The following is a 24,300-nucleotide window of genomic DNA, read 5'->3' on the forward strand; positions in this document are numbered from 1 at the left end:
GGTAGCCCCTTGTTCGGGGGCTACCGTTCAGAGCGTTATCCGTTCCTTACTTCTCTATTTCCCTTTTCGAGCCCGCATCAGACGCGTTCTGTCAATGAACTCATGGGTTTCTGGGTCATGATAGCGCGACGGCCAGATCACCCAGGGTTCTGTACCCAGCGCCTTCGCAATGATGAGCTCTCCTTTCGGCCACGGTCGGGTCAGGGCGTTTGCCAGCGTCGAGGAACTTAATCCATTCTTGCGTGATTCCGCCGCCATAGATGTCCCTTTTTTACGTAATCCGGCAATGATGTCTGCGGGATGCCAGTCAATGAGTTTATTTTCCATTATTCCCTCACTCCTTCGGTCAGTCAGTCGCTTGCGGCCTGGATAATCAGCCTGTGAGAAATACTATACGCCAGGTGATAGTATTGCTCTAATATGTTCCTGTAAAGAGTATGCATATTCATAAAATGTGACAGCATACGTGCGATGGCTAAGGGGCTGGAAAAGAAATGAGTAACTGGAATTTACTGGAACTAAAAGATTCATCCCGCGCAGGGCACGGGATGAGAAGGGAGGGTTAACGATCGCGTTGTACGGCGATGTGCGCCAGACCGATCAGGGCTTCGCGCCACGGCGTATCAGGCAGAATCTGTAGGGCGGCGATGGCTTTATCGGCCTCGTCTTCTGCACGCTGACGCGTCCATTCCAGTGAACCGCAGGCGGTCATGGCTTCCAGAACGGGTTCCAGAAGGTGGCGACCATTGCCTTGTTCAATGGCGGTACGGATCATTTGCGCCTGCTCTGGCGTACCGTTACGCATAGCGTGCAGCAGCGGCAGCGTTGGTTTTCCTTCGTTGAGGTCATCGCCGACATTTTTACCTAACTGCTCGCCATCAGCGCTGTAATCGAGTAAATCGTCAATCAGCTGAAAGGCCGTACCGAGATAACGACCATAATCCTGCAACCCTTTTTCCTGCTCAGGAGTGCAGCCAGCAAGAATACCGGAACACTGCGCCGCAGCTTCAAACAGGCGCGCCGTTTTGCTGTAAATCACGCGCATGTAATTTTCTTCGGTGATGTCCGGGTCGTTGACGTTCATCAGTTGTAGCACTTCGCCTTCGGCGATGACGTTCACCGCTTCTGACATTACTTCCAGCACTTTCAGCGAGCCAAGGCTGGTCATCATCTGGAACGCGCGGGTGTAGATAAAATCACCGACCAGGACGCTGGCGGCGTTGCCAAATGCCGCATTCGCCGTTGCCTTCCCACGACGCATATCGGATTCATCCACAACATCGTCGTGTAGCAGAGTGGCGGTGTGGATAAACTCGATTAAGGCAGCGATCGTGACGTGCGCATTTTCCTGATAACCAACGGCGCGCGCAGCGAGTACGGCAATCATCGGGCGGATACGTTTTCCGCCGCCGCTAACGATGTAATACCCTAACTGATTGATCAGTTGGACGTCGGAATTGAGCTGTTCAAGGATTGTCGCATTGACACCCGCCATATCTTGCGCGGTTAACTCATTGATTTTTTCTAAATTCATCGCAAAAGCCGGGCTTATCGCCCCGATTAACTCATCATGGGATGAGATAACTAAGGGTTTAGGGTTAGGAATATATGCTGATTGTACTGAAAAAACGGCGCAGATAAACGTTACCGTACACGTTGTGTTTTTTTTCTTCATGTATTGACGGTAGCACTTGTCAAAGGCTCGCGTTTTGCGTAATATTCGCGCCCTATTGTGAATATTTATAGCGCACTCTGAATCATTGAAAAGGCGTGCGCGGAAGCGGAGTTTTTTATGTACGCGGTTTTCCAAAGTGGTGGTAAACAACACCGAGTAAGCGAAGGTCAGACCGTTCGCCTGGAAAAGCTGGACATCGCAACTGGCGAAACTATTGAGTTCGCTGAAGTTCTGATGATCGCAAACGGTGAAGAAGTCAAAATCGGCGTTCCTTTCGTTGATGGCGGCGTAATCAAAGCTGAAGTTGTTGCTCACGGTCGTGGCGAGAAAGTTAAAATCGTTAAGTTTCGTCGTCGTAAACACTATCGTAAGCAGCAAGGCCACCGTCAGTGGTTCACTGATGTGAAAATTACTGGCATCAGCGCCTAAGACCTGAGGAGAGATTTAAATGGCACATAAAAAGGCTGGCGGCTCAACTCGTAACGGTCGCGATTCAGAAGCTAAACGCCTGGGCGTTAAGCGTTTCGGTGGCGAAACCGTTCTGGCGGGTAGCATCATCGTTCGTCAACGTGGCACCAAATTCCACGCTGGCACTAACGTAGGTTGCGGTCGTGACCACACTCTGTTTGCTAAAGCAGACGGTAAAGTGAAATTCGAAGTTAAAGGCCCGAACAACCGTAAATACATCAGCATCGTTGCTGAGTAAGTTCTTCGTGGTCCGGTAACGGATTAAAGCCCCGCAACGTGTTGCGGGGCTTTTTACATTGAAAACCCGGAAAATTTTCTTGTAGGGAAAACGGGCATGAAGCAGCAGGCTGGCATTGGCATCCTTTTAGCACTCACCACTGCAATGTGTTGGGGCGCTTTGCCAATTGCAATGAAGCAGGTGCTGGAGGTGATGGAACCTCCAACCATTGTCTTCTATCGCTTTTTAATGGCGAGTATCGGCCTCGGCGCGATCCTGGCAGTTAAAAGAAAGCTCCCGCCATTGCGTATTTTTCGCAAACCGCGCTGGCTGGTGCTGCTGGCGATTGCAACAGGTGGACTTTTCGGGAATTTCATCCTGTTCAGCTCTTCCCTGCAATATTTGAGTCCGACGGCATCGCAGGTTATCGGTCAGCTGTCACCGGTTGGCATGATGGTCGCCAGCGTCTTTATTTTGAAAGAAAAGATGCGCGGCACGCAGGTGATTGGCGCGCTCATGCTGCTTTGTGGGCTGGTGATGTTCTTTAATACCAGTCTGGTCGAGATTTTTACCAAACTGACCGATTACACCTGGGGTGTGATCTTTGGGGTCGGTGCGGCGACGGTCTGGGTGAGTTATGGCGTCGCACAAAAGGTGTTATTGCGTCGTCTGGCCTCACAGCAGATCCTGTTTTTACTGTACACTTTATGTACGATTGCGTTATTGCCGCTGGCGAAGCCGGGGGTTATCTCGCAGTTAAGCGACTGGCAGCTCGCGTGTTTGATTTTCTGTGGGCTGAATACGCTGGTAGGATATGGCGCCCTGGCGGAAGCGATGGCGCGTTGGCAGGCAGCGCAGGTAAGTGCGTTAATCACGCTCACTCCGCTGTTTACGCTGTTATTTTCAGATCTATTATCTATGGCCTGGCCCGATTTCTTCGCCAGACCGATGTTAAACCTTTTAGGTTATCTCGGTGCGTTTGTCGTGGTTGCGGGCGCGATGTATTCCGCCATTGGTCATCGTATTTGGGGCGGTTTACGCAAGCATGAAACGGTGGTTTCGCAACCCCGCTCAGGCGAATGATTTACGGAGAGTAAAATGAAGTTTGTTGATGAAGCATCGATTCTGGTCGTTGCTGGCGATGGCGGTAATGGTTGCGTGAGCTTCCGCCGCGAAAAATACATCCCGAAAGGCGGCCCGGATGGCGGTGATGGCGGCGATGGTGGCGACGTCTGGCTGGAAGCCGACGAAAACCTGAACACGCTGATCGATTACCGCTTTGAAAAATCGTTCCGCGCTGAACGTGGTCAGAATGGCGCAAGCCGTGACTGCACCGGTAAACGTGGGAAAGATGTCACGATCAAAGTGCCTGTCGGTACGCGTGTTATCGATCAGGGCACCGGCGAAACCATGGGCGATATGACCAAACACGGTCAGCGTCTGATGGTTGCCAAAGGCGGCTGGCACGGCCTGGGCAATACCCGCTTTAAGTCCTCTGTTAACCGTACTCCGCGTCAGAAAACGATGGGCACGCCGGGCGATAAGCGCGATTTGATGCTGGAGCTGATGCTGCTGGCGGACGTGGGTATGCTGGGTATGCCAAACGCCGGTAAATCAACCTTTATCCGCGCGGTATCTGCGGCAAAACCGAAAGTGGCGGACTATCCGTTTACCACTCTGGTGCCGAGCCTTGGCGTTGTGCGTATGGACAACGAAAAGAGCTTTGTGGTTGCCGATATTCCGGGGCTGATTGAAGGCGCGGCGGAAGGCGCGGGTCTGGGGATTCGCTTCCTGAAGCACCTGGAACGTTGCCGCGTACTGCTGCACCTTATTGATATCGATCCTATCGACGGTTCCGATCCGGTGGAAAACGCCCGTATCATTATCGGCGAACTGGAAAAATACAGTCAGGATCTGGCTGCTAAGCCGCGCTGGTTAGTGTTCAACAAAATTGATTTGCTGGACCAGGCCGAAGCGGAAGAAAAAGCGAAAGCTATCGCGCAGGCGCTGGGCTGGGAAGATAAGTACTACATGATTTCCGCTGCCAGCCAGACTGGCGTGAAAGATCTCTGCTGGGATGTGATGACCTTTATCATCGAGAACCCTATCGTTCAGGCTGATGAAGCGAAGCAGCCGGAGAAAGTGGAGTTCATGTGGGACGATTATCACCGTCAGCAGCTCGCTGAAGTCGAAGACGAAGCGGAAGATGACTGGGATGACGACTGGGACGAAGACGACGAAGAAGGCGTCGAGTTCATCTACAAACGTTAATCTGGTTCAAATGCCCGGTGGCGCTTACGCTTACCGGGCCTACGGATAGTAGGCCGGATAAGGCGCAAAGCGCCGCCATCCGGCAATTAAATGACCCATCTAGTGTGTAGGCCGGATAAGCGTCAGCGCCATCCGGCACTATCCTCACCTAGTTGTTCTGATAAAGATCTTTGTACAACCGGCTTTCAAAACGTACTAACGGAATACGACGATTGCGCTGGTCAGCTGGCGTAACGGCATACCCGGAAAGATACTGAACAAATGCCATCCGTTGCCCACTTGCCGTTGTAATAAATCCCGCCAGATTATAGACCCCTTGCAGCGAGCCTGTTTTCGCCGAAACTTTACCATCAACCCCAGCCTGATGCAGACCTGCACGGTATTGCAGAGAGCCGTCATATCCCGCCAGCGGCAGCATGGAGATAAAGTTCAGCTCGTTGTCGTGTTGGGCGATGTATTGCAGCACCTGCATCATGGTGGCCGGGGCAATCAGGTTGTGGCGAGAAAGGCCCGAACCGTCAGCGATGATGGTGTTGCCAATATCAACGCCAGCCTGCTGACGCAGGATCTGGCGCACGGCATCGGATCCCGCCCGCCATGTGCCGGGAACGTTGAAGCGTGCGTGGCCGATCATGCGAAAGACGGTATCGGCAATCATGTTGTCCGATTTTTTCAGCATAATCTTAAGCAAATCATGCAGCGGCGCAGACTGCTTGCTGGCAACCACCGTTCCGGGTTCGTTGACCTGCGTCTGGCGTAACAGCGTACCGCTGTAGGTAATACCTGCCTGTTTTAACTCGTCTTTCAGGATCGCTCCGGCATAGCTGGCGCCGTCCTGAATGGCGAAGGCTAGCGGTAACGGTTCGGCGCGCTGCGGCAGGCAGCCTGTCAGCGTGAAGCGGTTTAAATCCCCCGGAACGACATCCAGCTCACAGTATTGCGCTTCCGCAGAGCCGCGTGGGAGAGTGCGAACCTGACTGAACATGGTCACCGGGTAATAGGACGCCACGCGAATATACGCTAAGTCATTCGGTTTTTGCGCGCTGTAGAGGGAGATGGAAAAGCAGTTGCGATCGACAATGGCGGCTGCGGGTGGTGCGCTAAAACACTGCGTCATGTCATTCCAGGGCCAGCCTGGCGCTTTATCATGGCTGGCGAAAATGGAGGTGTCGATGAGCACATTTCCCGCAATTTGCGTCACGCCGGATTTTTTCAGCGTTGCGACCATATTGCGAATATCCTGGCGTTTTAGCGTCGGATCGGCACCAAATCGCGCCACTAAGTCCCCTTTTAAGACGCCATTGTCCACGTTGCCTTTTGTCTCCAGCGTGGTGGTAAAACGAAAATCGGGGCCGAGCTGAATCAATGCCGCGAGGGCCGTGATCACTTTTTGCGTACTGGCGGGCAGCGCCATCTGCTGGCTATGGTAATCAATCGCGGGCGTGGACGCGCCGACCTTCTGAGCCATGAAAGCAAGGTTGGCCCCATCAGGGAGCTGATTGATGTATTCATCAACATTCGCGGCCTGGACGCTGAACGCTATACTGGTGGTCAATCCGATGATAAATCTGGAAAATCGCATAATCTCGCGCTAACAACCTGGAAACAAGCCGTCATACTACGGCGCAATGCCCTGGAAAGTAAACGATGACCCATAGGGAACTCCAGGGTAAAATACGTATCAAATTGAGAATTGTAGCTGACCTGGGGCTTTGTACCCGGGTCGGTATTTTTTTGCTTCTGGCTTTGGTAGAACGCATACCGGAGCAGGCTTAGCAGCCGAGGCGGGGTCAATCACCCCCTACAGGAATGTTCAAGAGGTATAACAAATGCAAGCTATTCCGATGACTTTACGTGGTGCCGAAAAACTGCGCGAAGAGCTGGATTTTCTGAAATCTGTGCGCCGTCCTGAAATCATCGCCGCTATCGCGGAAGCGCGTGAGCATGGCGACCTGAAAGAGAACGCCGAGTATCACGCTGCGCGTGAACAGCAGGGTTTCTGCGAAGGACGTATCAAGGATATCGAGGCGAAGCTGTCGAATGCGCAGGTGATCGACGTGACGAAGATGCCGAACAACGGACGTGTTGTTTTCGGCGCAACGGTAACTGTTCTGAATCTCGATAACGATGAAGAGCAGACCTGGCGTATTGTCGGCGATGACGAAGCGGATTTTAAACAGAACCTGATTTCCGTGAATTCACCTATCGCGCGCGGCCTGGTTGGCAAAGAGCAGGATGACGTCGTGACCATCAAAACGCCTGGCGGCGAAGTGGAATACGAAGTGATTAAGGTGGAATACCTGTAAGAATTACCCAATACTCAAGATGTTGATGTATTGTAAAGAAAGGAAAAAGGCCGCTATGCGGCCTTTTATCAACGAAGAGAGCGTGGCATTTTGCTCTCCTGCTTGCGGAAAACCCCTCGTTTTACACAGATTTTGTGTTCGACTTTAGGATATTCTTAGCGTGGCAGCGAGATTTTACGTTCTTTAGTTGGGCGATAAAGTACCAGCGTTTTACCGATGACCTGTACGTTACAGGCGCCGGTTTCGCGTACGATAGCTTCCACGATCAAGGTTTTGGTTTCGCGATCTTCCGAGGCGATCTTCACCTTGATAAGTTCATGGTGCTCTAACGCTTGTTCAATCTCGGCCAGTACCCCTTCGGTCAAACCATTGTTGCCAAGCATAACTACCGGCTTGAGCGGATGTGCCAGACCTTTCAGGTGCTGTTTTTGTTTAGTACTCAGATTCATCGTATATTTTTGCTTACGTTGGGATTGAAAACGGGTCATTCTACCGCCATCTCCCATATATCACCAAATGAGCGCGTAAAAATTTACGCTACGGGTAACGATGAATTGCCCCGATGGGAAAGTTAAATGACAGGTAAAAAGCGTTCTGCCAGCTCGAGTCGCTGGCTTCAGGAACACTTTAGCGATAAATATGTTCAACAGGCGCAGAAAAAGGGGTTACGTTCCCGTGCCTGGTTTAAACTTGATGAAATACAGCAAAGTGACAAACTTTTTAAGCCGGGGATGACAGTTGTCGACCTCGGTGCTGCGCCAGGAGGCTGGTCACAGTATGTGGTCACGCAGATTGGCGGCAAAGGCCGTATCATCGCTTGCGATCTTTTACCTATGGATCCTATCGTTGGTGTGGACTTTCTTCAGGGCGATTTTCGTGATGAACTTGTTATGAAAGCGCTGCTGGAACGCGTGGGTGACAGTAAAGTACAAGTTGTCATGTCAGATATGGCACCAAACATGAGCGGAACACCGGCGGTGGATATCCCCCGCGCCATGTATCTGGTGGAACTGGCGTTAGAAATGTGTCGTGATGTGCTGGCGCCAGGTGGAAGTTTTGTAGTGAAGGTGTTCCAGGGCGAAGGTTTCGATGAGTACCTAAGGGAAATTCGCTCCCTGTTTACGAAGGTTAAAGTTCGTAAGCCGGACTCTTCGCGTGCGCGTTCACGCGAAGTGTATATTGTAGCGACCGGGCGAAAACCATAACCGGGGGATTTCAGACGAAAGTTTGAAAGAAGCTGGATATAGAGTATCCTGACGCTGTTTTTAACACAGTTGTAATAAGAGGTTAATCCCTTGAGTGACATGGCGAAAAACCTAATACTCTGGCTGGTCATTGCCGTTGTGCTGATGTCAGTATTCCAGAGCTTTGGGCCCAGCGAGTCTAATGGCCGTAAGGTGGATTACTCTACCTTCCTGCAAGAGGTCAACCAGGACCAGGTTCGTGAAGCGCGTATCAACGGACGTGAGATCAACGTTACCAAGAAAGATAGTAACCGTTACACGACCTACATTCCGGTTAACGATCCGAAGCTGCTTGATAACCTGCTGACCAAAAACGTCAAGGTTGTTGGCGAACCACCTGAAGAGCCGAGCCTGCTGGCTTCAATCTTTATTTCCTGGTTCCCGATGCTGTTGCTGATCGGCGTCTGGATCTTCTTCATGCGTCAGATGCAGGGCGGCGGTGGCAAAGGCGCCATGTCGTTCGGTAAGAGTAAAGCGCGCATGCTGACGGAAGATCAGATCAAAACCACTTTTGCCGATGTCGCAGGTTGTGACGAAGCGAAAGAAGAAGTGGCTGAGCTGGTCGAGTATCTGCGTGAACCAAGCCGCTTCCAGAAGCTGGGCGGTAAAATCCCGAAAGGCGTCCTGATGGTCGGCCCTCCGGGTACGGGTAAAACCCTGCTGGCGAAAGCTATCGCAGGCGAAGCGAAAGTCCCGTTCTTTACGATTTCCGGTTCTGACTTCGTCGAAATGTTCGTCGGTGTTGGCGCATCTCGTGTGCGTGACATGTTCGAGCAGGCTAAGAAAGCGGCGCCGTGCATTATCTTCATCGATGAAATCGACGCCGTAGGCCGCCAGCGTGGCGCGGGTCTGGGCGGCGGTCATGATGAACGTGAACAGACATTGAACCAGATGCTGGTTGAGATGGACGGCTTCGAAGGTAACGAAGGTATCATCGTTATCGCGGCGACTAACCGTCCAGACGTACTTGACCCTGCGCTGCTGCGTCCTGGCCGTTTCGACCGTCAGGTCGTGGTAGGTCTGCCAGACGTGCGTGGTCGTGAGCAGATCCTGAAAGTGCATATGCGTCGCGTACCGCTGGCGCCGGATATCGATGCGGCAATCATCGCACGCGGCACGCCGGGCTTCTCTGGCGCCGATCTGGCGAACCTTGTGAACGAAGCTGCGCTGTTTGCTGCCCGTGGCAACAAGCGTGTGGTATCCATGGTTGAGTTCGAGAAAGCGAAAGACAAAATCATGATGGGTGCGGAACGCCGCTCCATGGTGATGACGGAAGCGCAGAAAGAATCTACCGCTTACCACGAAGCAGGCCATGCGATTATTGGTCGCCTTGTTCCTGAGCACGATCCGGTGCATAAAGTGACGATTATTCCGCGCGGTCGTGCGCTGGGTGTGACCTTCTTCCTGCCTGAAGGCGACGCGATTAGCGCCAGCCGTCAGAAACTGGAAAGCCAGATCTCCACGTTGTACGGCGGTCGTCTGGCGGAAGAGATCATCTATGGCGTAGAGCATGTTTCTACCGGTGCGTCGAACGACATTAAAGTCGCGACTAACCTGGCGCGTAACATGGTCACCCAGTGGGGCTTCTCCGATAAGCTCGGTCCGCTGCTGTATGCAGAGGAAGAGGGTGAAGTGTTCCTGGGACGTAGCGTTGCGAAAGCCAAACACATGTCTGATGAAACCGCGCGTATCATCGACCAGGAAGTGAAAGCGCTGATTGAACGTAACTACAATCGTGCTCGTCAGATCCTGAATGACAATATGGACATCCTGCATGCAATGAAAGATGCGCTCATGAAGTATGAGACCATCGATGCGCCGCAGATTGATGACCTGATGGCGCGCCGCGAAGTTCGCCCGCCGGCTGGCTGGGAAGATCCGAACGGCACCAACAACTCTGACAACAATGGCACGCCTCGTGCGCCGCGCCCGGTTGATGAACCGCGTACGCCGAACCCAGGCAACACCATGTCAGAGCAGTTAGGCGACAAATAAGTTATCTGTTATTGATGACTCTGCTTCACCGAAACCCTGGGGCTTGCTCCGGGGTTTTTTATATTTGAAATAACATCAGAAGGATTAGCTATGAAACTCTTCGCCCAGGGCTCCACGCTGGATCTCTCTCACCCACACGTAATGGGCATCCTGAACGTCACGCCGGATTCTTTCTCCGATGGCGGGACGCACAATACGCTGGTGGAGGCGGTGAAGCACGCTAATCTGATGATTAACGCCGGAGCGACGATTATTGATGTCGGCGGCGAATCAACGCGACCTGGCGCGGCGGATGTCAGCGTTGAAGAAGAACTGGAACGCGTGATCCCGGTAGTTGAGTCCATCGCCCAGCGTTTTGAGGTATGGATTTCAGTGGATACCTCAAAACCGGAGGTGATTCGGGAATCGGCAAGAGTGGGCGCTCACATCATCAACGACATCCGCTCTCTCTCTGAACCGGGCGCGCTTGAGGCGGCGGCTGAGACTGGTTTACCGGTCTGCCTGATGCATATGCAAGGGCAGCCTAAAACAATGCAGGAAGCGCCAAAGTACGAAGACGTTTTTGCGGAGGTCAATCGCTACTTTATTGACCAAATAGCACGCTGTGAAAGGGCTGGCATCGCAAAAGAGAAATTGTTGCTCGACCCGGGATTCGGTTTCGGTAAAAATCTCTCCCATAACTATACGTTACTGGCACGTCTGGCGGAGTTTCATCATTTTAACCTGCCGCTGCTGGTGGGAATGTCACGTAAATCGATGATTGGTCAGTTGCTCAACGTCGGGCCCTCCGATCGTTTGAGCGGGAGCCTGGCGTGTGCGGTTATCGCCGCAATGCAGGGGGCGCATATCATTCGTGTCCATGACGTTAAAGAAACCGTAGAAGCGATGCGTGTGGTAGAAGCCACCCTGTCTGCAAAGGAAAATAAACGCTATGAGTAATCGTAAATATTTTGGCACCGATGGGATCCGTGGTCGTGTAGGCGATGCGCCCATTACTCCTGACTTTGTGCTTAAGCTGGGCTGGGCCGCAGGGAAAGTGCTGGCGCGTCATGGTTCACGTAAAATCATTATCGGTAAAGACACGCGTATTTCTGGCTATATGCTGGAGTCTGCGCTGGAAGCCGGTCTGGCGGCAGCGGGATTGTCTGCCTCTTTTACCGGCCCGATGCCGACGCCTGCGGTGGCTTACCTGACCCGAACCTTCCGGGCAGAGGCCGGGATCGTTATCTCCGCTTCACATAACCCGTTTTATGACAACGGGATTAAATTCTTCTCCATTGACGGCACTAAACTGCCTGATGAAGTTGAAGAGGCCATTGAAGCAGAGATGGAAAAAGAGATCACCTGCGTGGATTCCTCTGAGCTGGGTAAAGCCAGCCGTATTGTGGATGCTGCGGGGCGCTACATTGAGTTCTGCAAAGGTACGTTCCCGAACGAACTGAGCCTGAATGAGCTGAAGATTGTTGTGGATTGCGCCAACGGCGCGACCTATCACATTGCACCGAACGTCCTGCGTGAACTGGGTGCGAATGTCATTGCGATTGGCTGTGAGCCGAACGGCGTCAATATTAATGAAGAAGTCGGCGCTACGGATGTGCGTGCGCTACAGGCGCGCGTGATCGCGGAGAAAGCCGATTTAGGGATCGCGCTGGACGGCGACGGCGATCGCGTGATCATGGTTGACCATGAAGGGAATAAAGTCGATGGCGATCAGATCATGTATATCATCGCCCGCGAAGGTTTGCGTCAGGGTCAACTGCGCGGTGGCGCAGTCGGTACGCTTATGAGCAACATGGGCCTGGAGCTGGCGTTGAAACAGCTGGGCATTCCGTTTGCGCGTGCTAAAGTTGGCGACCGCTACGTGCTGGAAAAACTGCAAGAAAAAGGCTGGCGTATTGGGGCGGAAAACTCCGGCCACGTTATTCTGCTGGATAAAACCACCACCGGTGACGGTATTGTCGCGGGGCTACAGGTTCTGGCGGCGATGGTGCGTAACCACATGAGTCTGCACGATTTGTGCAGCGGCATGAAAATGTTCCCGCAGATTCTGGTTAACGTACGTTATGCAGCCGGTAGCGGCGATCCGCTGGAGAATGACAACGTTAAGGCGGTGACGGCGGAAGTCGAAGCGGCGCTGGGAAATCGTGGTCGCGTGCTGCTGCGTAAGTCCGGTACTGAACCGTTAATTCGCGTAATGGTAGAAGGCGAGGATGAAGCGCAGGTTACTGAGTTTGCTCATCGTATTGCGGATGCCGTAAAAGCGGTTTAATCCTGGTGATAAGTGACTAAAAAGGCGGCGTTTGCCGCCTTTTTGTTGCAGGAAAAAGACCTTTTTGCTGTTTTTTTCCGCAGTTGATACAATGCACTAAAATTGCCCTTGCGAAGGTCATTCGCTTTGGTTAGTATTCACACCCGCTTCAGTGGGAAACAGTAAATTATCCCGCTTTATTGGTTGAAGCATTGGTATGCGGCAACTCCGCAAGGAACAGGTTGATTATGTACGAAGCTCTTTTGGTAGTTTTCCTTATTGTGGCAATTGGCCTGGTAGGCTTGATCATGCTACAGCAAGGTAAAGGCGCTGATATGGGAGCCTCCTTTGGAGCAGGCGCTTCCGCTACGCTGTTTGGTTCAAGTGGTTCTGGTAACTTCATGACCCGCATGACGGCGGTGCTGGCAACGTTGTTCTTCATCATCAGTTTGGCGCTGGGCAATATCAACAGCAACAAGACCAATAAAGGAAGTGAGTGGGAAAATCTGAGCGCTCCGGCAAAAACCGAGCAGACTCAGCCAGTTGCACCGGCACAGCCGAGCAGCGATATCCCACACTAAGATTTCCGTGCCGAGGTGGTGGAATTGGTAGACACGCTACCTTGAGGTGGTAGTGCCCAATAGGGCTTACGGGTTCAAGTCCCGTCCTCGGTACCAATATTCCGAAAGAAAGACGCTGAAAAGCGTCTTTTTTTTCGTCTGTATCTCGCGGGGGTTATAGACTTTGTTTTTGTCGGTTGGATAAGGCGTTTACGCCGCCATCCGACATGTTACGTAATGTGCCTGATGGCACTTTGTTTATCAGGCCTACACCGCCCACAAAAAAGGCCGCTTACGCGGCCTTTAATCGTTGTCCGTTAACTTACTTGCCTTTGTTTTCCAGATTCTCAACCTGCGGCAAACCCGTAGCGGAAGAGGCGGAAAGCAGGCCTGACTGCGCATAACCAAACAGTTTTTCACGCGTATCGGTGATATCCAGATTGCGCATCGTCAACTGACCGATACGGTCATCCGGCGAGAACACGGAGTCTCCTTTTTCCATCGTCAAACGCTCTGGTTTGTAGGTCAGATTGTCAGAGACGGTATTCAGGATCGAGTAGTCGTTACCACGACGCAGCTCCAGCGTGACTTCACCGGTAATCTGGCTGGCCACCCAACGTTGCAGACCGTCACGCAGCATCAGCGCCTGGGAGTCAAACCAGCGGCCCTGATACAGCAGGCGGCCTAACTGACGGCCATGCGCATGATACTGCTCGATAGTGTCTTCGTTGTGGATGCCGGTCAGCAGACGCTCGTAGGCGATATGCAGCAGCGCCATCCCCGGCGCTTCATAGATACCCCGGCTCTTCGCTTCGATGATACGGTTCTCAATCTGATCGCTCATGCCCAGACCGTGACGGCCGCCGATACGGTTAGCTTCCAGCATCAGTTCAACATCATCGCTGAAGGTCTTACCGTTCAACGCGACAGGATGCCCCTGTTCAAAGCGCACGGTAACTTCTTCCGCCGGGATTTTCACGTTTTCATCCCAGAACTTGACGCCCATGATTGGATTGACGATCTTGACGCTGGAGTTCAGGAATTCCAGGTCTTTGGCTTCATGGGTCGCGCCGAGCATGTTGGAGTCAGTGGAATAGGCTTTTTCGACGGACATCTTGTAGTCGAAACCGCAGGCAATCATAAACTCGGACATCTCATGACGACCGCCCAGCTCATCAATAAAGTCGGTATCCAGCCACGGTTTGTAAATCTGTAGCTCCGCGTTGGTCAACAGGCCGTAACGGTAGAAACGCTCGATGTCGTTTCCTTTATAGGTACTGCCGTCGCCCCAGATGTTAACACCATCTTCCTTCATCGCGGCGACCAGCATTGTGCCGGTAACGGCGCGGCCCAGCGGCGTGGTGTTGAAATAGGTCAGTCCGCCGGTGGTGTTATGGAAAGCGCCGCACTGAATCGCGGCGATCCCTTCGGCAACCAGCTGTTTACGGCAATCAATCAGGCGAGCGTTCTCTGCGCCGTATTCCATTGCGCGACGAGGAATGGCGTCATAGTCATCCTCATCCGGCTGACCCAGATTCGCAGTATATGCATAAGGGACAGCGCCTTTTTGTCGCATCCACAGCAGTGCAGCACTGGTGTCCAGGCCGCCGGAAAAAGCGATACCAATACGTTGACCTACCGGAAGATGCTTGAGAATCGTCGTCATAAATAAAACCCTGCTTGATAGACTGATGAAGAGATCGGCTTTCTGCTCTCAGTGCATTTTTATGCAAAATAAGTGAGTTTTCATTTAATCATCTTTTACGGATGACAGGAAGAGTTTAGTGATAATTTCGTTAAAAAACGGTATGGGGTGGCTTCTTTCCTGACTGGCGCGGCTTCTTAACGGAGGCCGGGTTAGTATTCATTCATGTGCATATTATTAACGCGGTTGACATATCGCATATTGAATCAATATAATACGCGCAGATTTTACGTCCCGTCCTCGGTACCAAATCCCAGCAGTATTTGCATCTTTTACCCAAAGCGAGTAAAATTTGCCACGTTTCAGGCGCGGGGTGGAGCAGCCTGGTAGCTCGTCGGGCTCATAACCCGAAGGTCGTCGGTTCAAATCCGGCCCCCGCAACCACTTTCCCTTAGAGTTCTTTTTCAAATATACTGTGAAGACTTAGGCCTTCGTAGCTGGATTTGAAAAAAATTCTTTCGGAAGGTTCTCCAGACCGCAGTTGCGGTTATAGGGTTCAGTTATCTAAAGCCCCGATTTATCGGGGTTTTTTGTTATCTGACTACAGAATAACTGGGCTTTAGGCCCTTTTTTTATGTCTTGGGGGTGGGCTTGTCCACATTAGAGCAAAAATTAACAGAGATGATTACAGCGCCAGTTGAAGCCTTAGGTTACGAACTGGTCGGCATCGAATTTATTCGCGGTCGCACATCCACACTGCGCATCTATATTGATAGTGAAGATGGCATCAATGTTGATGATTGTGCTGATGTGAGTCACCAGGTGAGTGCGGTGCTGGATGTCGAAGATCCCATCACTGTGGCATACAACCTGGAAGTCTCCTCGCCAGGTCTCGACCGTCCTATGTTCACGGCTGAGCACTACGCGCGTTTCCTGGGTGAAGAAGTGACGCTGGTACTTCGTATGGCGGTACAAAACCGTCGTAAATGGCAGGGCGTTATCAAAGCGGTTGACGGTGAAATGATCACTGTCACAGTCGAAGGTAAAGATGAAGTGTTCGCGCTGAGTAATATCCAGAAGGCGAACCTGGTTCCCCACTTTTAATAGTCTGGATTGAGGTGAAAAGCCCGCGATGAACAAAGAAATTTTGGCCGTTGTTGAAGCCGTTTCCAATGAGAAAGCGCTGCCACGCGAGAAGATTTTTGAAGCGCTGGAAAGTGCGCTGGCTACAGCAACGAAGAAAAAATACGAACAAGAGATCGATGTTCGCGTACAAATCGATCGTAAAAGCGGTGATTTCGATACCTTCCGTCGTTGGTTAATCGTAGAAGAAGTCACGCTGCCGACAAAAGAAATTACGCTGGAAGCGGCGCGTTTTGAAGACGAAAGCCTGAACCTGGGCGACTACGTTGAAGATCAGATTGAATCTGTCACCTTTGACCGTATCACCACCCAGACGGCAAAACAGGTTATCGTACAGAAAGTTCGTGAAGCCGAGCGTGCGATGGTGGTCGATCAGTTCCGCGAGCACGAAGGCGAAATCATCACCGGCGTGGTGAAGAAAGTAAACCGCGACAACATCTCTTTGGATTTGGGCAGCAATGCTGAAGCCGTGATCCTGCGTGAAGATATGCTGCCGCGCGAAAACTTCCGTCCTGGCGACCGTATTCGTGGCGTTCTGTACTCCGTTCGCCCGGAAGCGCGCGGTGCGCAACTGTTTGTGACGCGTTCCAAACCGGAAATGCTGATCGAGCTGTTCCGTATTGAAGTACCGGAAATCGGCGAAGAAGTCATCGAAATTAAAGCGGCGGCTCGCGATCCGGGTTCCCGTGCGAAAATCGCGGTGAAAACCAACGACAAGCGTATCGATCCGGTCGGCGCCTGTGTGGGTATGCGTGGTGCGCGCGTTCAGGCCGTTTCTACTGAACTGGGCGGCGAGCGTATTGATATCGTCCTGTGGGATGATAACCCGGCGCAGTTCGTGATTAACGCGATGGCGCCAGCAGACGTCGCTTCTATCGTGGTGGATGAAGATAAACACACCATGGATATCGCTGTTGAAGCCGGTAACCTGGCTCAGGCGATCGGACGTAATGGTCAGAACGTCCGTCTGGCTGCGCAACTGAGCGGCTGGGAACTTAACGTGATGACGGTTGATGACTTGCAGGCTAAGCATCAGGCTGAAGCACATGCAGCGATCGATACCTTCACCAAATATCTCGATATTGATGAAGAGTTCGCAACCGTACTGGTTGAAGAAGGTTTCGCGACGCTGGAAGAACTGGCCTACGTGCCAATGAAAGAACTGCTGGAAATCGACGGGCTGGATGAACCGACCGTTGAAGCGCTGCGCGAGCGTGCCAAAAACGCACTGACCACTCTGGCACTGGCCCAGGAAGAAAGCCTTGGTGATAACAAACCGTCTGACGATCTGCTGAATCTGGAAGGATTGGGTCGCGACCTGGCATTCAAACTGGCTGCCCGTGGTGTTTGTACGCTGGAAGATCTCGCTGAGCAGGGCATTGATGATCTGGCTGATATCGAAGGGTTGACCGACGAAAAAGCCGGTGAGCTGATTATGGCTGCCCGTAATATTTGCTGGTTCGGCGACGAAGCGTAATAAACTGTAGCAGGAAGGAACAGCATGACAGATGTAACCGTAAAAGCGCTGGCCGCAGAGATACAGACCTCCGTGGATCGCCTGGTACAGCAATTCGCTGATGCCGGTATCCCGAAGTCTGCTGATGACTCTGTGTCCGCACAAGAAAAACAGACTTTACTGGCGCACCTGAATCGTGAAAATGGTTCAGGGCCGGATAAGTTGACGCTGCAACGTAAAACGCGCAGCACGTTGAATATTCCAGGTACCGGTGGAAAAAGTAAATCGGTACAAATCGAAGTCCGCAAGAAACGCACCTTTGTGAAACGCGATCCGCAAGAGACAGAACGTCTCGCTGCGGAAGAGCAGGCGCAGCGTGAAGCGGAAGAGCAAGCCCGTCGTGAGGCAGAAGAAACAGCCAAACGCGAGGCGCAACAAAAAGCTGACCGTGAGGCCGCAGAACAAGCTAAACGTGACGCCGCTGAAAAAGCGAAACGTGAAGCTGCGGAAAAAGACAAAGTGAGCAATCAACAGACTGACGATATGACCAAAACCGCCCAGGCCGAAAAAGCCCGCCGTGAAAATGAAGCAGCAGAGCTGAAGCGTAAAGCGGAAGAAGAAGCGCGTCGCAAACTTGAAGAAGAAGCGCGTCGCGTAGCAGAAGAAGCTCGCCGCATGGCGGAAGAGAACAAATGGACTGATAACGCGGAGCCGACTGAAGACACCAGCGATTATCACGTTACCACGTCTCAACACGCCCGCCAGGCCGAAGACGAAAACGACCGTGAAGTTGAAGGCGGCCGTGGCCGTAGTCGCAATGCGAAAGCAGCGCGTCCGGCGAAAAAAGGCAACAAACACTCTGAATCGAAAGCCGATCGTGAAGAAGCCCGTGCGGCCGTTCGCGGCGGTAAAGGCGGTAAAAACCGTAAAGGTTCTGCTCTGCAACAGAGCTTCCAGAAACCGGTTCAGGCTGTTAACCGTGACGTTGTGATTGGTGAAACCATCACCGTTGGCGAGCTGGCGAACAAGATGGCGGTAAAAGGCTCTCAGGTCATCAAAGCGATGATGAAGCTGGGCGCGATGGCAACCATCAACCAGGTCATCGACCAGGAAACCGCACAGCTGGTTGCTGAAGAGATGGGCCATAAAGTTATCCTGCGTCGTGAAAACGAGCTGGAAGAAGCGGTAATGAGCGACCGTGATACAGGTGCGGCGGCAGAACCGCGTGCTCCTGTTGTGACCATCATGGGCCACGTTGACCACGGTAAAACCTCTCTGCTGGACTACATTCGTTCAACGAAAGTTGCCTCTGGCGAAGCGGGCGGCATTACCCAGCACATCGGTGCTTACCACGTTGAAACCGACAACGGTATGATCACCTTCCTGGATACCCCGGGTCACGCCGCGTTTACCTCTATGCGTGCTCGTGGTGCGCAGGCAACGGATATCGTTGTTCTGGTTGTGGCGGCAGACGACGGCGTGATGCCACAGACCATCGAAGCTATCCAGCATGCGAAAGCGGCGGGTGTGCCGGTTGTGGTTGCGGTGAACAAGATCGATAAGCCAGAAGCCGATCCGGATCGTGTTAAAAACGAACTGTCCCAGTACGGCATCCTGCCGGAAGAGTGGGGCGGCGAAAGCCAGTTCGTCCACGTATCTGCAAAAGCGGGTACTGGCATCGACGAACTGCTGGATGCAATCCTGTTGCAGGCTGAAGTCCTCGAACTGAAAGCAGTTCGTAAAGGCATGGCGAGCGGCGCGGTAATCGAATCCTTCCTGGATAAAGGTCGTGGTCCGGTTGCAACCGTCCTGGTTCGTGAAGGTACGCTGAACAAAGGCGACATCGTCCTGTGCGGCTTCGAATATGGCCGCGTTCGTGCAATGCGTAACGAACTGGGTCAGGAAGTGCTGGAAGCGGGTCCGTCCATTCCGGTTGAGATCCTGGGTCTGTCCGGTGTTCCGGCTGCCGGTGATGAAGTGACCGTGGTTCGTGACGAGAAGAAAGCCCGTGAAGTTGCGCTGTATCGTCAGGGTAAATTCCGCGAAGTTAAACTGGCGCGTCAGCAGAAATCTAAACTTGAGAACATGTTCGCTAACATGACCGAAGGCGAAGTTCATGAAGTGAACATCGTACTGAAAGCGGACGTTCAGGGCTCTGTGGAAGCGATCTCCGACTCTTTACTGAAACTGTCTACCGACGAAGTGAAAGTGAAGATCATCGGTTCCGGCGTAGGTGGTATCACCGAAACCGACGCAACCCTGGCTGCTGCATCCAACGCGATCCTGGTTGGCTTCAACGTGCGTGCCGATGCCTCTGCGCGTAAAGTGATTGAAGCGGAAAGCCTGGATCTGCGCTACTACTCCGTCATCTATAACTTGATCGACGAAGTGAAAGCGGCAATGAGCGGCATGCTGTCTCCAGAACTGAAACAGCAGATCATTGGTCTGGCTGAAGTCCGTGACGTGTTCAAATCACCGAAATTTGGCGCTGTCGCAGGCTGTATGGTTACTGAAGGTACGATTAAACGCCACAACCCGATCCGCGTACTGCGCGACAACGTGGTTATCTACGAAGGCGAGCTGGAATCCCTGCGCCGCTTCAAAGATGACGTTAACGAAGTCCGTAACGGCATGGAATGTGGTATCGGCGTTAAGAACTACAACGACGTTCGCGTTGGCGATATGATCGAAGTGTTCGAGATCATCGAGATCCAACGTACGATTGCGTAAGGTCGGCCGGGTTGTAGGCCGGATAAGGCGTTTACGCCGCCATCCGGCAATGTAATGCCTGATGGCGCCATGCTTATCAGGCCTACAGTTTATAGCCCACGCCACCCGGCATGAAATTTAAAAAGGGGCTTTTGGCCCCTTTTTTGTCTTTATTCTGGAGAATTTATTATGGCGAAAGAATTTGGTCGCCCGCAGCGCGTAGCCCAGGAAATGCAAAAAGAGATCGCTATCATCCTGCAACGCGAAATTAAAGATCCGCGTCTTGGCATGATGACCACCGTTTCCGGTGTGGAGATGTCCCGCGATCTGGCCTATGCCAAAGTGTATGTCACCTTTCTGAACGACAAAGATGAAGACGCGGTAAAAGCGGGCATCAAAGCGTTGCAGGAAGCGTCTGGCTTTATCCGTACCCTGCTGGGGAAAGCGATGCGTCTGCGTATCGTGCCGGAACTGACCTTCTTCTACGACAACTCGCTGGTTGAAGGGATGCGTATGTCTAACCTGGTGACTAACGTGGTGAAACATGACGAAGAACGTCGTGTGAACCCGGACGACAGCAAGGAGGACTAATGAGTCGTCCTCGTCGTCGTGGTCGCGACATTCACGGTGTCCTGCTGCTGGATAAGCCGCAGGGCATGTCCAGCAATGACGTCTTGCAGAAAGTAAAACGCATCTATAACGCCAACCGTGCCGGACATACCGGCGCGCTGGACCCGCTGGCGACAGGCATGTTGCCCATCTGCCTCGGGGAAGCGACAAAGTTTTCGCAGTATCTGCTGGATTCTGACAAACGTTATCGCGTGGTTGCCCGCCTGGGGCAGCGTACCGACACCTCCGATGCCGATGGTCAAATCGTGCAGGAACGTCCGGTAACCTTCAGCGCAGAGCAGTTAGCTGCCGCGCTGGAGACGTTCCGTGGCGATATCGAGCAGATTCCATCGATGTATTCGGCGCTGAAGTATCAGGGCAAGAAGCTCTACGAATATGCGCGTCAGGGGATTGAAGTTCCCCGTGAAGCCCGCCCGATTACCGTTTACGAACTGCTGTTTATTCGCCATGAAGGGGATGAACTGGAGCTGGAGGTTCACTGCTCGAAGGGCACCTACATTCGCACCATTATCGATGATTTGGGTGAGCAACTTGGGTGTGGCGCGCATGTGATCTTCCTGCGACGTCTGGCGGTCAGTAAATATCCGGTTGACCGTATGGTCACGCTGGAACAGCTACGTGAGCTTGTTGAACAGGCGGAACGGCAGGATATTCCGGCTGCGCAACTGTTAGATCCGCTGCTGATGCCGATGGACAGTCCGGCTTCGGACTATCCAGTTGTCAATCTTCCTTTAACGTCATCGGTTTACTTTAAAAACGGTAACCCGGTACGGACGACAGGCGTGCCGCTTGAAGGGCTGGTTCGCGTGACGGAAGGTGATGACGAAAAATTTATTGGCATGGGTGAAATCGACGATGAAGGCCGCGTGGCGCCTCGTCGGTTAGTGGTTGAGTACCCGGCGTAATGCTGCTCCGTCTTGCGATAACAGGACGCTACGAGTAGAATACCGCCGCTTAACGTCACGTAAATTTTTTAACAAGTTCGCGCGGCGTTTACATGGGGTCGCTGAATTAGAGATTGGCACCCTTTCATTCTTTATTATTTTTGGAGTTCATCATGTCTCTAAGCGTTGAAGCTAAAGCTAAAATCGTTTCTGAGTTTGGTCGTGGTACTAACGACAGCGGTTCTACCGAAGTTCAGGTTGCTCTGCTGACTGCACAGATTAACCACCTGCAGGGCCACTTTGCAGAGCACAAAAAAGATCACCACAGCCGTCGTGGTCTGCTGCGCATGGTTTCTCAGCGTCGTAAACTGCTCGACTACCTGAAACGTAAAGATGTTGCACGTTACACCGCGCTGATCGAGCGTCTGGGTCTGCGTCGCTAATTCTTGCGAGTTTCAGAAAGAGGGGGCCTTCATGGCCCCTTTTTTCAACCAGACGGCAGCAATTCACTGGAAACTAATGTATTGTTGCTATGGATGATCTTCCGTTGCAGAGGTTCGCGCGGCTAATGAGAGGCTTCACCCAAAGAGCATGGGTTAGGGTTGTCATTAGTCGCGAGGATGCGCAGAAGATCGGGTATTAACGATGGCGCCTGAGTGTGCCGTCAAAAATTAAGAAAGGGTATTATTTTGCTTAATCCGATCGTTCGTAAATTCCAGTACGGTCAGCATACCGTTACGCTGGAAACTGGCATGATGGCGCGTCAGGCAACTGCCGCCGTTATGGTAAGCATGGATGACACTGCGGTATTCGTTACCGTTGTTGGTCAGAAAAAAGCGAAGCCGGGCCAGGATTTCTTCCCGCTGACCGTTAACTATCAGGAGCGTACTTACGCTGCTGGCCGTATCCCGGGCAGCTTCTTCCGTCGTGAAGGCCGTCCGAGCGAAGGCGAAACCCTGATCGCGCGTCTGATTGACCGCCCGGTTCGTCCGCTGTTCCCGGAAGGCTTCGTTAACGAAGTTCAGGTTATCGCAACCGTCGTTTCCGTTAACCCGCAGGTTAACCCGGATATCGTCGCGATGATCGGTGCTTCCGCCGCGCTGTCTCTGTCCGGCATTCCGTTCAACGGCCCGATTGGCGCCGCGCGTGTTGGTTATATCAATGACCAGTATGTACTGAACCCGACTCAGGACGAACTGAAAGAAAGTAAGCTGGACCTGGTGGTTGCCGGTACTGAAGCGGCTGTTCTGATGGTTGAATCCGAAGCAGAACTGCTGAGCGAAGACACCATGCTGGGCGCCGTGGTATTCGGCCACGAGCAGCAGCAGATTGTGATTCAAAACATCAACGATCTGGTGAAAGAAGCGGGCAAACCGCGTTGGGACTGGCAGCCGGAAGCGGTAAACGAAGCGCTGAACGCGCGCGTTGCTGCGCTGGCCGAAGCTCGCCTGAGCGACGCTTACCGTATCACCGACAAACAGGAGCGTTATGCTCAGGTTGACGTGATCAAATCTGAAACCATCGCTGCGCTGGTTGCAGAAGACGAAACCCTGGACGAAAACGAACTGGGCGAAATCCTGCACGCTATCGAGAAAAACGTTGTTCGTAGCCGCGTTCTGGCCGGCGAGCCGCGTATTGATGGCCGTGAAAAAGACATGATCCGTGGCCTGGACGTGCGTACTGGCGTGCTGCCGCGTACTCACGGTTCCGCGCTGTTCACTCGTGGCGAAACGCAGGCGCTGGTCACGGCGACGCTGGGTACCGCTCGTGACGCGCAGGTTCTTGATGAACTGATGGGCGAACGCACTGACAGCTTCCTGTTCCACTATAACTTCCCTCCGTACTCCGTTGGCGAAACCGGCATGGTCGGTTCTCCGAAGCGTCGTGAAATTGGTCACGGTCGTCTGGCGAAGCGCGGCGTTCTGGCAGTTATGCCGGAAATGGACAAATTCCCGTACACCGTTCGCGTGGTGTCTGAAATTACTGAATCCAACGGGTCTTCCTCTATGGCTTCCGTGTGTGGCGCTTCCCTGGCGCTGATGGACGCAGGCGTGCCGATTAAAGCGGCCGTTGCGGGTATCGCGATGGGTCTGGTGAAAGAAGGCGACAACTTTGTTGTTCTGTCTGACATCCTGGGCGACGAAGACCACCTGGGCGATATGGACTTCAAAGTGGCGGGTTCCCGCGACGGTATCTCTGCGTTGCAGATGGATATCAAAATTGAAGGTATCACCAAAGAGATCATGCAGGTTGCGCTGAACCAGGCAAAAGGTGCGCGTCTGCACATCCTGGGCGTGATGGAACAGGCGATCAACGCGCCGCGTGGCGACATTTCTCAGTTTGCTCCGCGTATCCACACCATCAAGATCAACCCGGACAAGATCAAAGACGTTATCGGTAAGGGCGGTTCTGTTATCCGTGCTCTGACCGAAGAAACCGGCACCACCATCGAAATCGAAGATGACGGTACGGTGAAGATCGCGGCGACCGACGGCGAAAAAGCGAAACATGCTATCCGTCGTATCGAAGAGATCACTGCGGAAATCGAAGTGGGCCGTATCTACAATGGTAAAGTGACCCGCATCGTTGACTTTGGCGCGTTTGTTGCCATTGGCGGCGGTAAAGAAGGTCTGGTACACATCTCTCAGATCGCTGACAAGCGCGTAGAGAAAGTGACCGATTACCTGCAAATGGGTCAGGAAGTACCGGTTAAAGTTCTGGAAGTTGATCGCCAGGGCCGCGTACGTCTGAGCATTAAAGAAGCAACTGAGCAGTCTCAACCAACTGCGGCGCCGGAAGCTCCGGCAGCAGAACAGGGCGAGTAAGGTTGCCATTTGCCCTCCGCTTTG

General features: G+C 52.8%; 22 protein-coding genes and 2 tRNA genes. 19 read left to right on the forward strand and 5 right to left on the reverse strand.

The annotated features are described in order from the left end of the window. Positions 1-54 precede the first annotated feature (54 nt). Together sfsB and ispB are read right to left on the reverse strand one after the other, a co-directional pair. Positions 55-327: a DNA-binding transcriptional regulator SfsB gene (sfsB, locus tag FD428_RS02600; protein ID WP_012135321.1), complete on the reverse strand. Its 273-nt coding sequence runs from the start codon at positions 325-327 to the stop codon at positions 55-57. Positions 328-562: 235 nt separating this feature from the next. Continuing rightward, positions 563-1,534, reverse strand: coding sequence for an octaprenyl diphosphate synthase (gene ispB, locus FD428_RS02605; RefSeq protein WP_047460989.1), 972 nt, complete (start codon positions 1,532-1,534; stop codon positions 563-565). A gap of 258 nt (positions 1,535-1,792) precedes the next feature. Between ispB and rplU the strand changes: the two genes are divergently transcribed. From rplU to cgtA, 4 genes are all read left to right on the forward strand, one after another. Then, positions 1,793-2,104: a 50S ribosomal protein L21 gene (rplU, locus tag FD428_RS02610; RefSeq protein ID WP_000271396.1), complete on the forward strand. Its 312-nt coding sequence runs from the start codon at positions 1,793-1,795 to the stop codon at positions 2,102-2,104. Between the two features lie 19 nt (positions 2,105-2,123). Beyond that, the gene (gene rpmA / locus FD428_RS02615; protein WP_012135319.1) at positions 2,124-2,381 is read left to right on the forward strand and encodes a 50S ribosomal protein L27; all 258 of its coding nucleotides are present in this window, start codon (positions 2,124-2,126) and stop codon (positions 2,379-2,381) included. A 96-nt stretch (positions 2,382-2,477) separates the two neighbouring features. Further along, positions 2,478-3,443 (forward strand): DMT family transporter, encoded by a 966-nt coding sequence (locus tag FD428_RS02620; RefSeq protein ID WP_012135318.1) that lies wholly within the window; start codon positions 2,478-2,480, stop codon positions 3,441-3,443. A 15-nt stretch (positions 3,444-3,458) separates the two neighbouring features. Beyond that, on the forward strand, positions 3,459-4,631 hold the full coding sequence (cgtA, locus tag FD428_RS02625; protein WP_012135316.1) for an Obg family GTPase CgtA: 1,173 nt from the start codon (positions 3,459-3,461) through the stop codon (positions 4,629-4,631). A 148-nt stretch (positions 4,632-4,779) separates the two neighbouring features. Here cgtA and dacB read toward each other — a convergent pair whose 3' ends face one another. Further along, positions 4,780-6,213, reverse strand: coding sequence for a serine-type D-Ala-D-Ala carboxypeptidase (gene dacB, locus FD428_RS02630; RefSeq protein ID WP_049010979.1), 1,434 nt, complete (start codon positions 6,211-6,213; stop codon positions 4,780-4,782). 247 nt (positions 6,214-6,460) lie between these two features. Between dacB and greA the strand changes: the two genes are divergently transcribed. Continuing rightward, positions 6,461-6,937 carry a transcription elongation factor GreA gene (gene greA / locus FD428_RS02635; protein ID WP_012135312.1) on the forward strand — a complete coding sequence of 159 codons (477 nt, stop codon included), beginning with the start codon at positions 6,461-6,463 and terminating at the stop codon, positions 6,935-6,937. 155 nt (positions 6,938-7,092) lie between these two features. Here the strand turns inward: greA and yhbY are convergent, their stop codons facing one another. Continuing rightward, complete coding sequence (gene yhbY / locus FD428_RS02640; RefSeq protein WP_004139797.1) at positions 7,093-7,386, reverse strand: ribosome assembly RNA-binding protein YhbY; 294 nt, start codon at positions 7,384-7,386, stop codon at positions 7,093-7,095. Positions 7,387-7,512: 126 nt separating this feature from the next. Here yhbY and rlmE point away from each other — a divergent pair, with 126 nt between their 5' ends. The 6 genes from rlmE (at position 7,513) to FD428_RS02670 (ending at position 13,101) form a co-directional block, all read left to right on the forward strand. Next, the gene (gene rlmE / locus FD428_RS02645) at positions 7,513-8,142 is read left to right on the forward strand and encodes a 23S rRNA (uridine(2552)-2'-O)-methyltransferase RlmE (RefSeq protein WP_000145975.1); all 630 of its coding nucleotides are present in this window, start codon (positions 7,513-7,515) and stop codon (positions 8,140-8,142) included. A gap of 99 nt (positions 8,143-8,241) precedes the next feature. Then, positions 8,242-10,176 carry an ATP-dependent zinc metalloprotease FtsH gene (ftsH, locus tag FD428_RS02650; protein WP_012135310.1) on the forward strand — a complete coding sequence of 645 codons (1,935 nt, stop codon included), beginning with the start codon at positions 8,242-8,244 and terminating at the stop codon, positions 10,174-10,176. A 90-nt stretch (positions 10,177-10,266) separates the two neighbouring features. Further along, positions 10,267-11,115 (forward strand): dihydropteroate synthase, encoded by an 849-nt coding sequence (gene folP / locus FD428_RS02655; protein ID WP_058668151.1) that lies wholly within the window; start codon positions 10,267-10,269, stop codon positions 11,113-11,115. Further along, a complete protein-coding gene (gene glmM / locus FD428_RS02660) occupies positions 11,108-12,445 on the forward strand; it encodes a phosphoglucosamine mutase (RefSeq protein ID WP_012135308.1) in 1,338 nt (445 codons plus the stop codon). The genes folP and glmM overlap by 8 nt, the downstream gene beginning before the upstream one ends. A gap of 227 nt (positions 12,446-12,672) precedes the next feature. Further along, positions 12,673-13,005: a preprotein translocase subunit SecG gene (gene secG / locus FD428_RS02665; protein ID WP_012135307.1), complete on the forward strand. Its 333-nt coding sequence runs from the start codon at positions 12,673-12,675 to the stop codon at positions 13,003-13,005. A gap of 9 nt (positions 13,006-13,014) precedes the next feature. After that, a tRNA-Leu gene (locus FD428_RS02670) sits at positions 13,015-13,101 on the forward strand. Between the two features lie 205 nt (positions 13,102-13,306). Here FD428_RS02670 and argG read toward each other — a convergent pair. Continuing rightward, positions 13,307-14,650, reverse strand: coding sequence for an argininosuccinate synthase (gene argG / locus FD428_RS02675; RefSeq protein WP_012135306.1), 1,344 nt, complete (start codon positions 14,648-14,650; stop codon positions 13,307-13,309). Positions 14,651-14,996: 346 nt separating this feature from the next. On the opposite strand from argG, the gene FD428_RS02680 reads away from it, so the two are divergent. From FD428_RS02680 to pnp, 8 genes are all read left to right on the forward strand, one after another. Continuing rightward, positions 14,997-15,073 (forward strand) — tRNA-Met (locus FD428_RS02680). A 207-nt stretch (positions 15,074-15,280) separates the two neighbouring features. Beyond that, positions 15,281-15,733: a ribosome maturation factor RimP gene (rimP, locus tag FD428_RS02685; protein WP_012135304.1), complete on the forward strand. Its 453-nt coding sequence runs from the start codon at positions 15,281-15,283 to the stop codon at positions 15,731-15,733. 28 nt (positions 15,734-15,761) lie between these two features. Beyond that, positions 15,762-17,249: a transcription termination factor NusA gene (nusA, locus tag FD428_RS02690; protein WP_012135303.1), complete on the forward strand. Its 1,488-nt coding sequence runs from the start codon at positions 15,762-15,764 to the stop codon at positions 17,247-17,249. A 24-nt stretch (positions 17,250-17,273) separates the two neighbouring features. Beyond that, a complete protein-coding gene (infB, locus tag FD428_RS02695; protein WP_012135301.1) occupies positions 17,274-19,958 on the forward strand; it encodes a translation initiation factor IF-2 in 2,685 nt (894 codons plus the stop codon). Positions 19,959-20,126: 168 nt separating this feature from the next. Beyond that, positions 20,127-20,528: a 30S ribosome-binding factor RbfA gene (gene rbfA, locus FD428_RS02700; RefSeq protein WP_001040203.1), complete on the forward strand. Its 402-nt coding sequence runs from the start codon at positions 20,127-20,129 to the stop codon at positions 20,526-20,528. Continuing rightward, positions 20,528-21,472: a tRNA pseudouridine(55) synthase TruB gene (gene truB, locus FD428_RS02705; RefSeq protein ID WP_114848368.1), complete on the forward strand. Its 945-nt coding sequence runs from the start codon at positions 20,528-20,530 to the stop codon at positions 21,470-21,472. The genes rbfA and truB overlap by 1 nt, the downstream gene beginning before the upstream one ends. A gap of 152 nt (positions 21,473-21,624) precedes the next feature. Beyond that, positions 21,625-21,894, forward strand: a complete 270-nt coding sequence (gene rpsO, locus FD428_RS02710) for a 30S ribosomal protein S15 (protein ID WP_003861789.1) — start codon at positions 21,625-21,627, stop codon at positions 21,892-21,894. A gap of 246 nt (positions 21,895-22,140) precedes the next feature. Next, on the forward strand, positions 22,141-24,276 hold the full coding sequence (gene pnp / locus FD428_RS02715) for a polyribonucleotide nucleotidyltransferase (protein WP_049011013.1): 2,136 nt from the start codon (positions 22,141-22,143) through the stop codon (positions 24,274-24,276). The last annotated feature ends 24 nt before the right edge of the window (positions 24,277-24,300 follow it).

Origin of the sequence: Citrobacter sp. TBCP-5362 (assembly GCF_005406305.1) — a bacterium.
GTDB classification, from domain to species: Bacteria; Pseudomonadota; Gammaproteobacteria; order Enterobacterales; family Enterobacteriaceae; genus Citrobacter_B; species Citrobacter_B koseri.

Excerpts from the sequence above, each read along its gene's own strand:
- rlmE (WP_000145975.1), top strand. The coding sequence starts at position 7,513 with ATGACAGGTAAAAAGCGTTCTGCCAGCTCGAGTCGCTGGCTTCAGGAA.
- nusA (WP_012135303.1), top strand. The coding sequence starts at position 15,762 with ATGAACAAAGAAATTTTGGCCGTTGTTGAAGCCGTTTCCAATGAGAAA.
- rplU (WP_000271396.1), top strand. The coding sequence starts at position 1,793 with ATGTACGCGGTTTTCCAAAGTGGTGGTAAACAACACCGAGTAAGCGAA.
- glmM (WP_012135308.1), top strand. The coding sequence starts at position 11,108 with ATGAGTAATCGTAAATATTTTGGCACCGATGGGATCCGTGGTCGTGTA.
- cgtA (WP_012135316.1), top strand. The coding sequence starts at position 3,459 with ATGAAGTTTGTTGATGAAGCATCGATTCTGGTCGTTGCTGGCGATGGC.
- dacB (WP_049010979.1), bottom strand. The coding sequence starts at position 6,213 with ATGCGATTTTCCAGATTTATCATCGGATTGACCACCAGTATAGCGTTC.
- ftsH (WP_012135310.1), top strand. The coding sequence starts at position 8,242 with ATGGCGAAAAACCTAATACTCTGGCTGGTCATTGCCGTTGTGCTGATG.
- infB (WP_012135301.1), top strand. The coding sequence starts at position 17,274 with ATGACAGATGTAACCGTAAAAGCGCTGGCCGCAGAGATACAGACCTCC.
- folP (WP_058668151.1), top strand. The coding sequence starts at position 10,267 with ATGAAACTCTTCGCCCAGGGCTCCACGCTGGATCTCTCTCACCCACAC.
- secG (WP_012135307.1), top strand. The coding sequence starts at position 12,673 with ATGTACGAAGCTCTTTTGGTAGTTTTCCTTATTGTGGCAATTGGCCTG.
- ispB (WP_047460989.1), bottom strand. The coding sequence starts at position 1,534 with ATGAATTTAGAAAAAATCAATGAGTTAACCGCGCAAGATATGGCGGGT.
- argG (WP_012135306.1), bottom strand. The coding sequence starts at position 14,650 with ATGACGACGATTCTCAAGCATCTTCCGGTAGGTCAACGTATTGGTATC.
- rbfA (WP_001040203.1), top strand. The coding sequence starts at position 20,127 with ATGGCGAAAGAATTTGGTCGCCCGCAGCGCGTAGCCCAGGAAATGCAA.
- sfsB (WP_012135321.1), bottom strand. The coding sequence starts at position 327 with ATGGAAAATAAACTCATTGACTGGCATCCCGCAGACATCATTGCCGGA.
- greA (WP_012135312.1), top strand. The coding sequence starts at position 6,461 with ATGCAAGCTATTCCGATGACTTTACGTGGTGCCGAAAAACTGCGCGAA.
- rpsO (WP_003861789.1), top strand. The coding sequence starts at position 21,625 with ATGTCTCTAAGCGTTGAAGCTAAAGCTAAAATCGTTTCTGAGTTTGGT.
- yhbY (WP_004139797.1), bottom strand. The coding sequence starts at position 7,386 with ATGAATCTGAGTACTAAACAAAAACAGCACCTGAAAGGTCTGGCACAT.
- truB (WP_114848368.1), top strand. The coding sequence starts at position 20,528 with ATGAGTCGTCCTCGTCGTCGTGGTCGCGACATTCACGGTGTCCTGCTG.
- FD428_RS02620 (WP_012135318.1), top strand. The coding sequence starts at position 2,478 with ATGAAGCAGCAGGCTGGCATTGGCATCCTTTTAGCACTCACCACTGCA.
- rpmA (WP_012135319.1), top strand. The coding sequence starts at position 2,124 with ATGGCACATAAAAAGGCTGGCGGCTCAACTCGTAACGGTCGCGATTCA.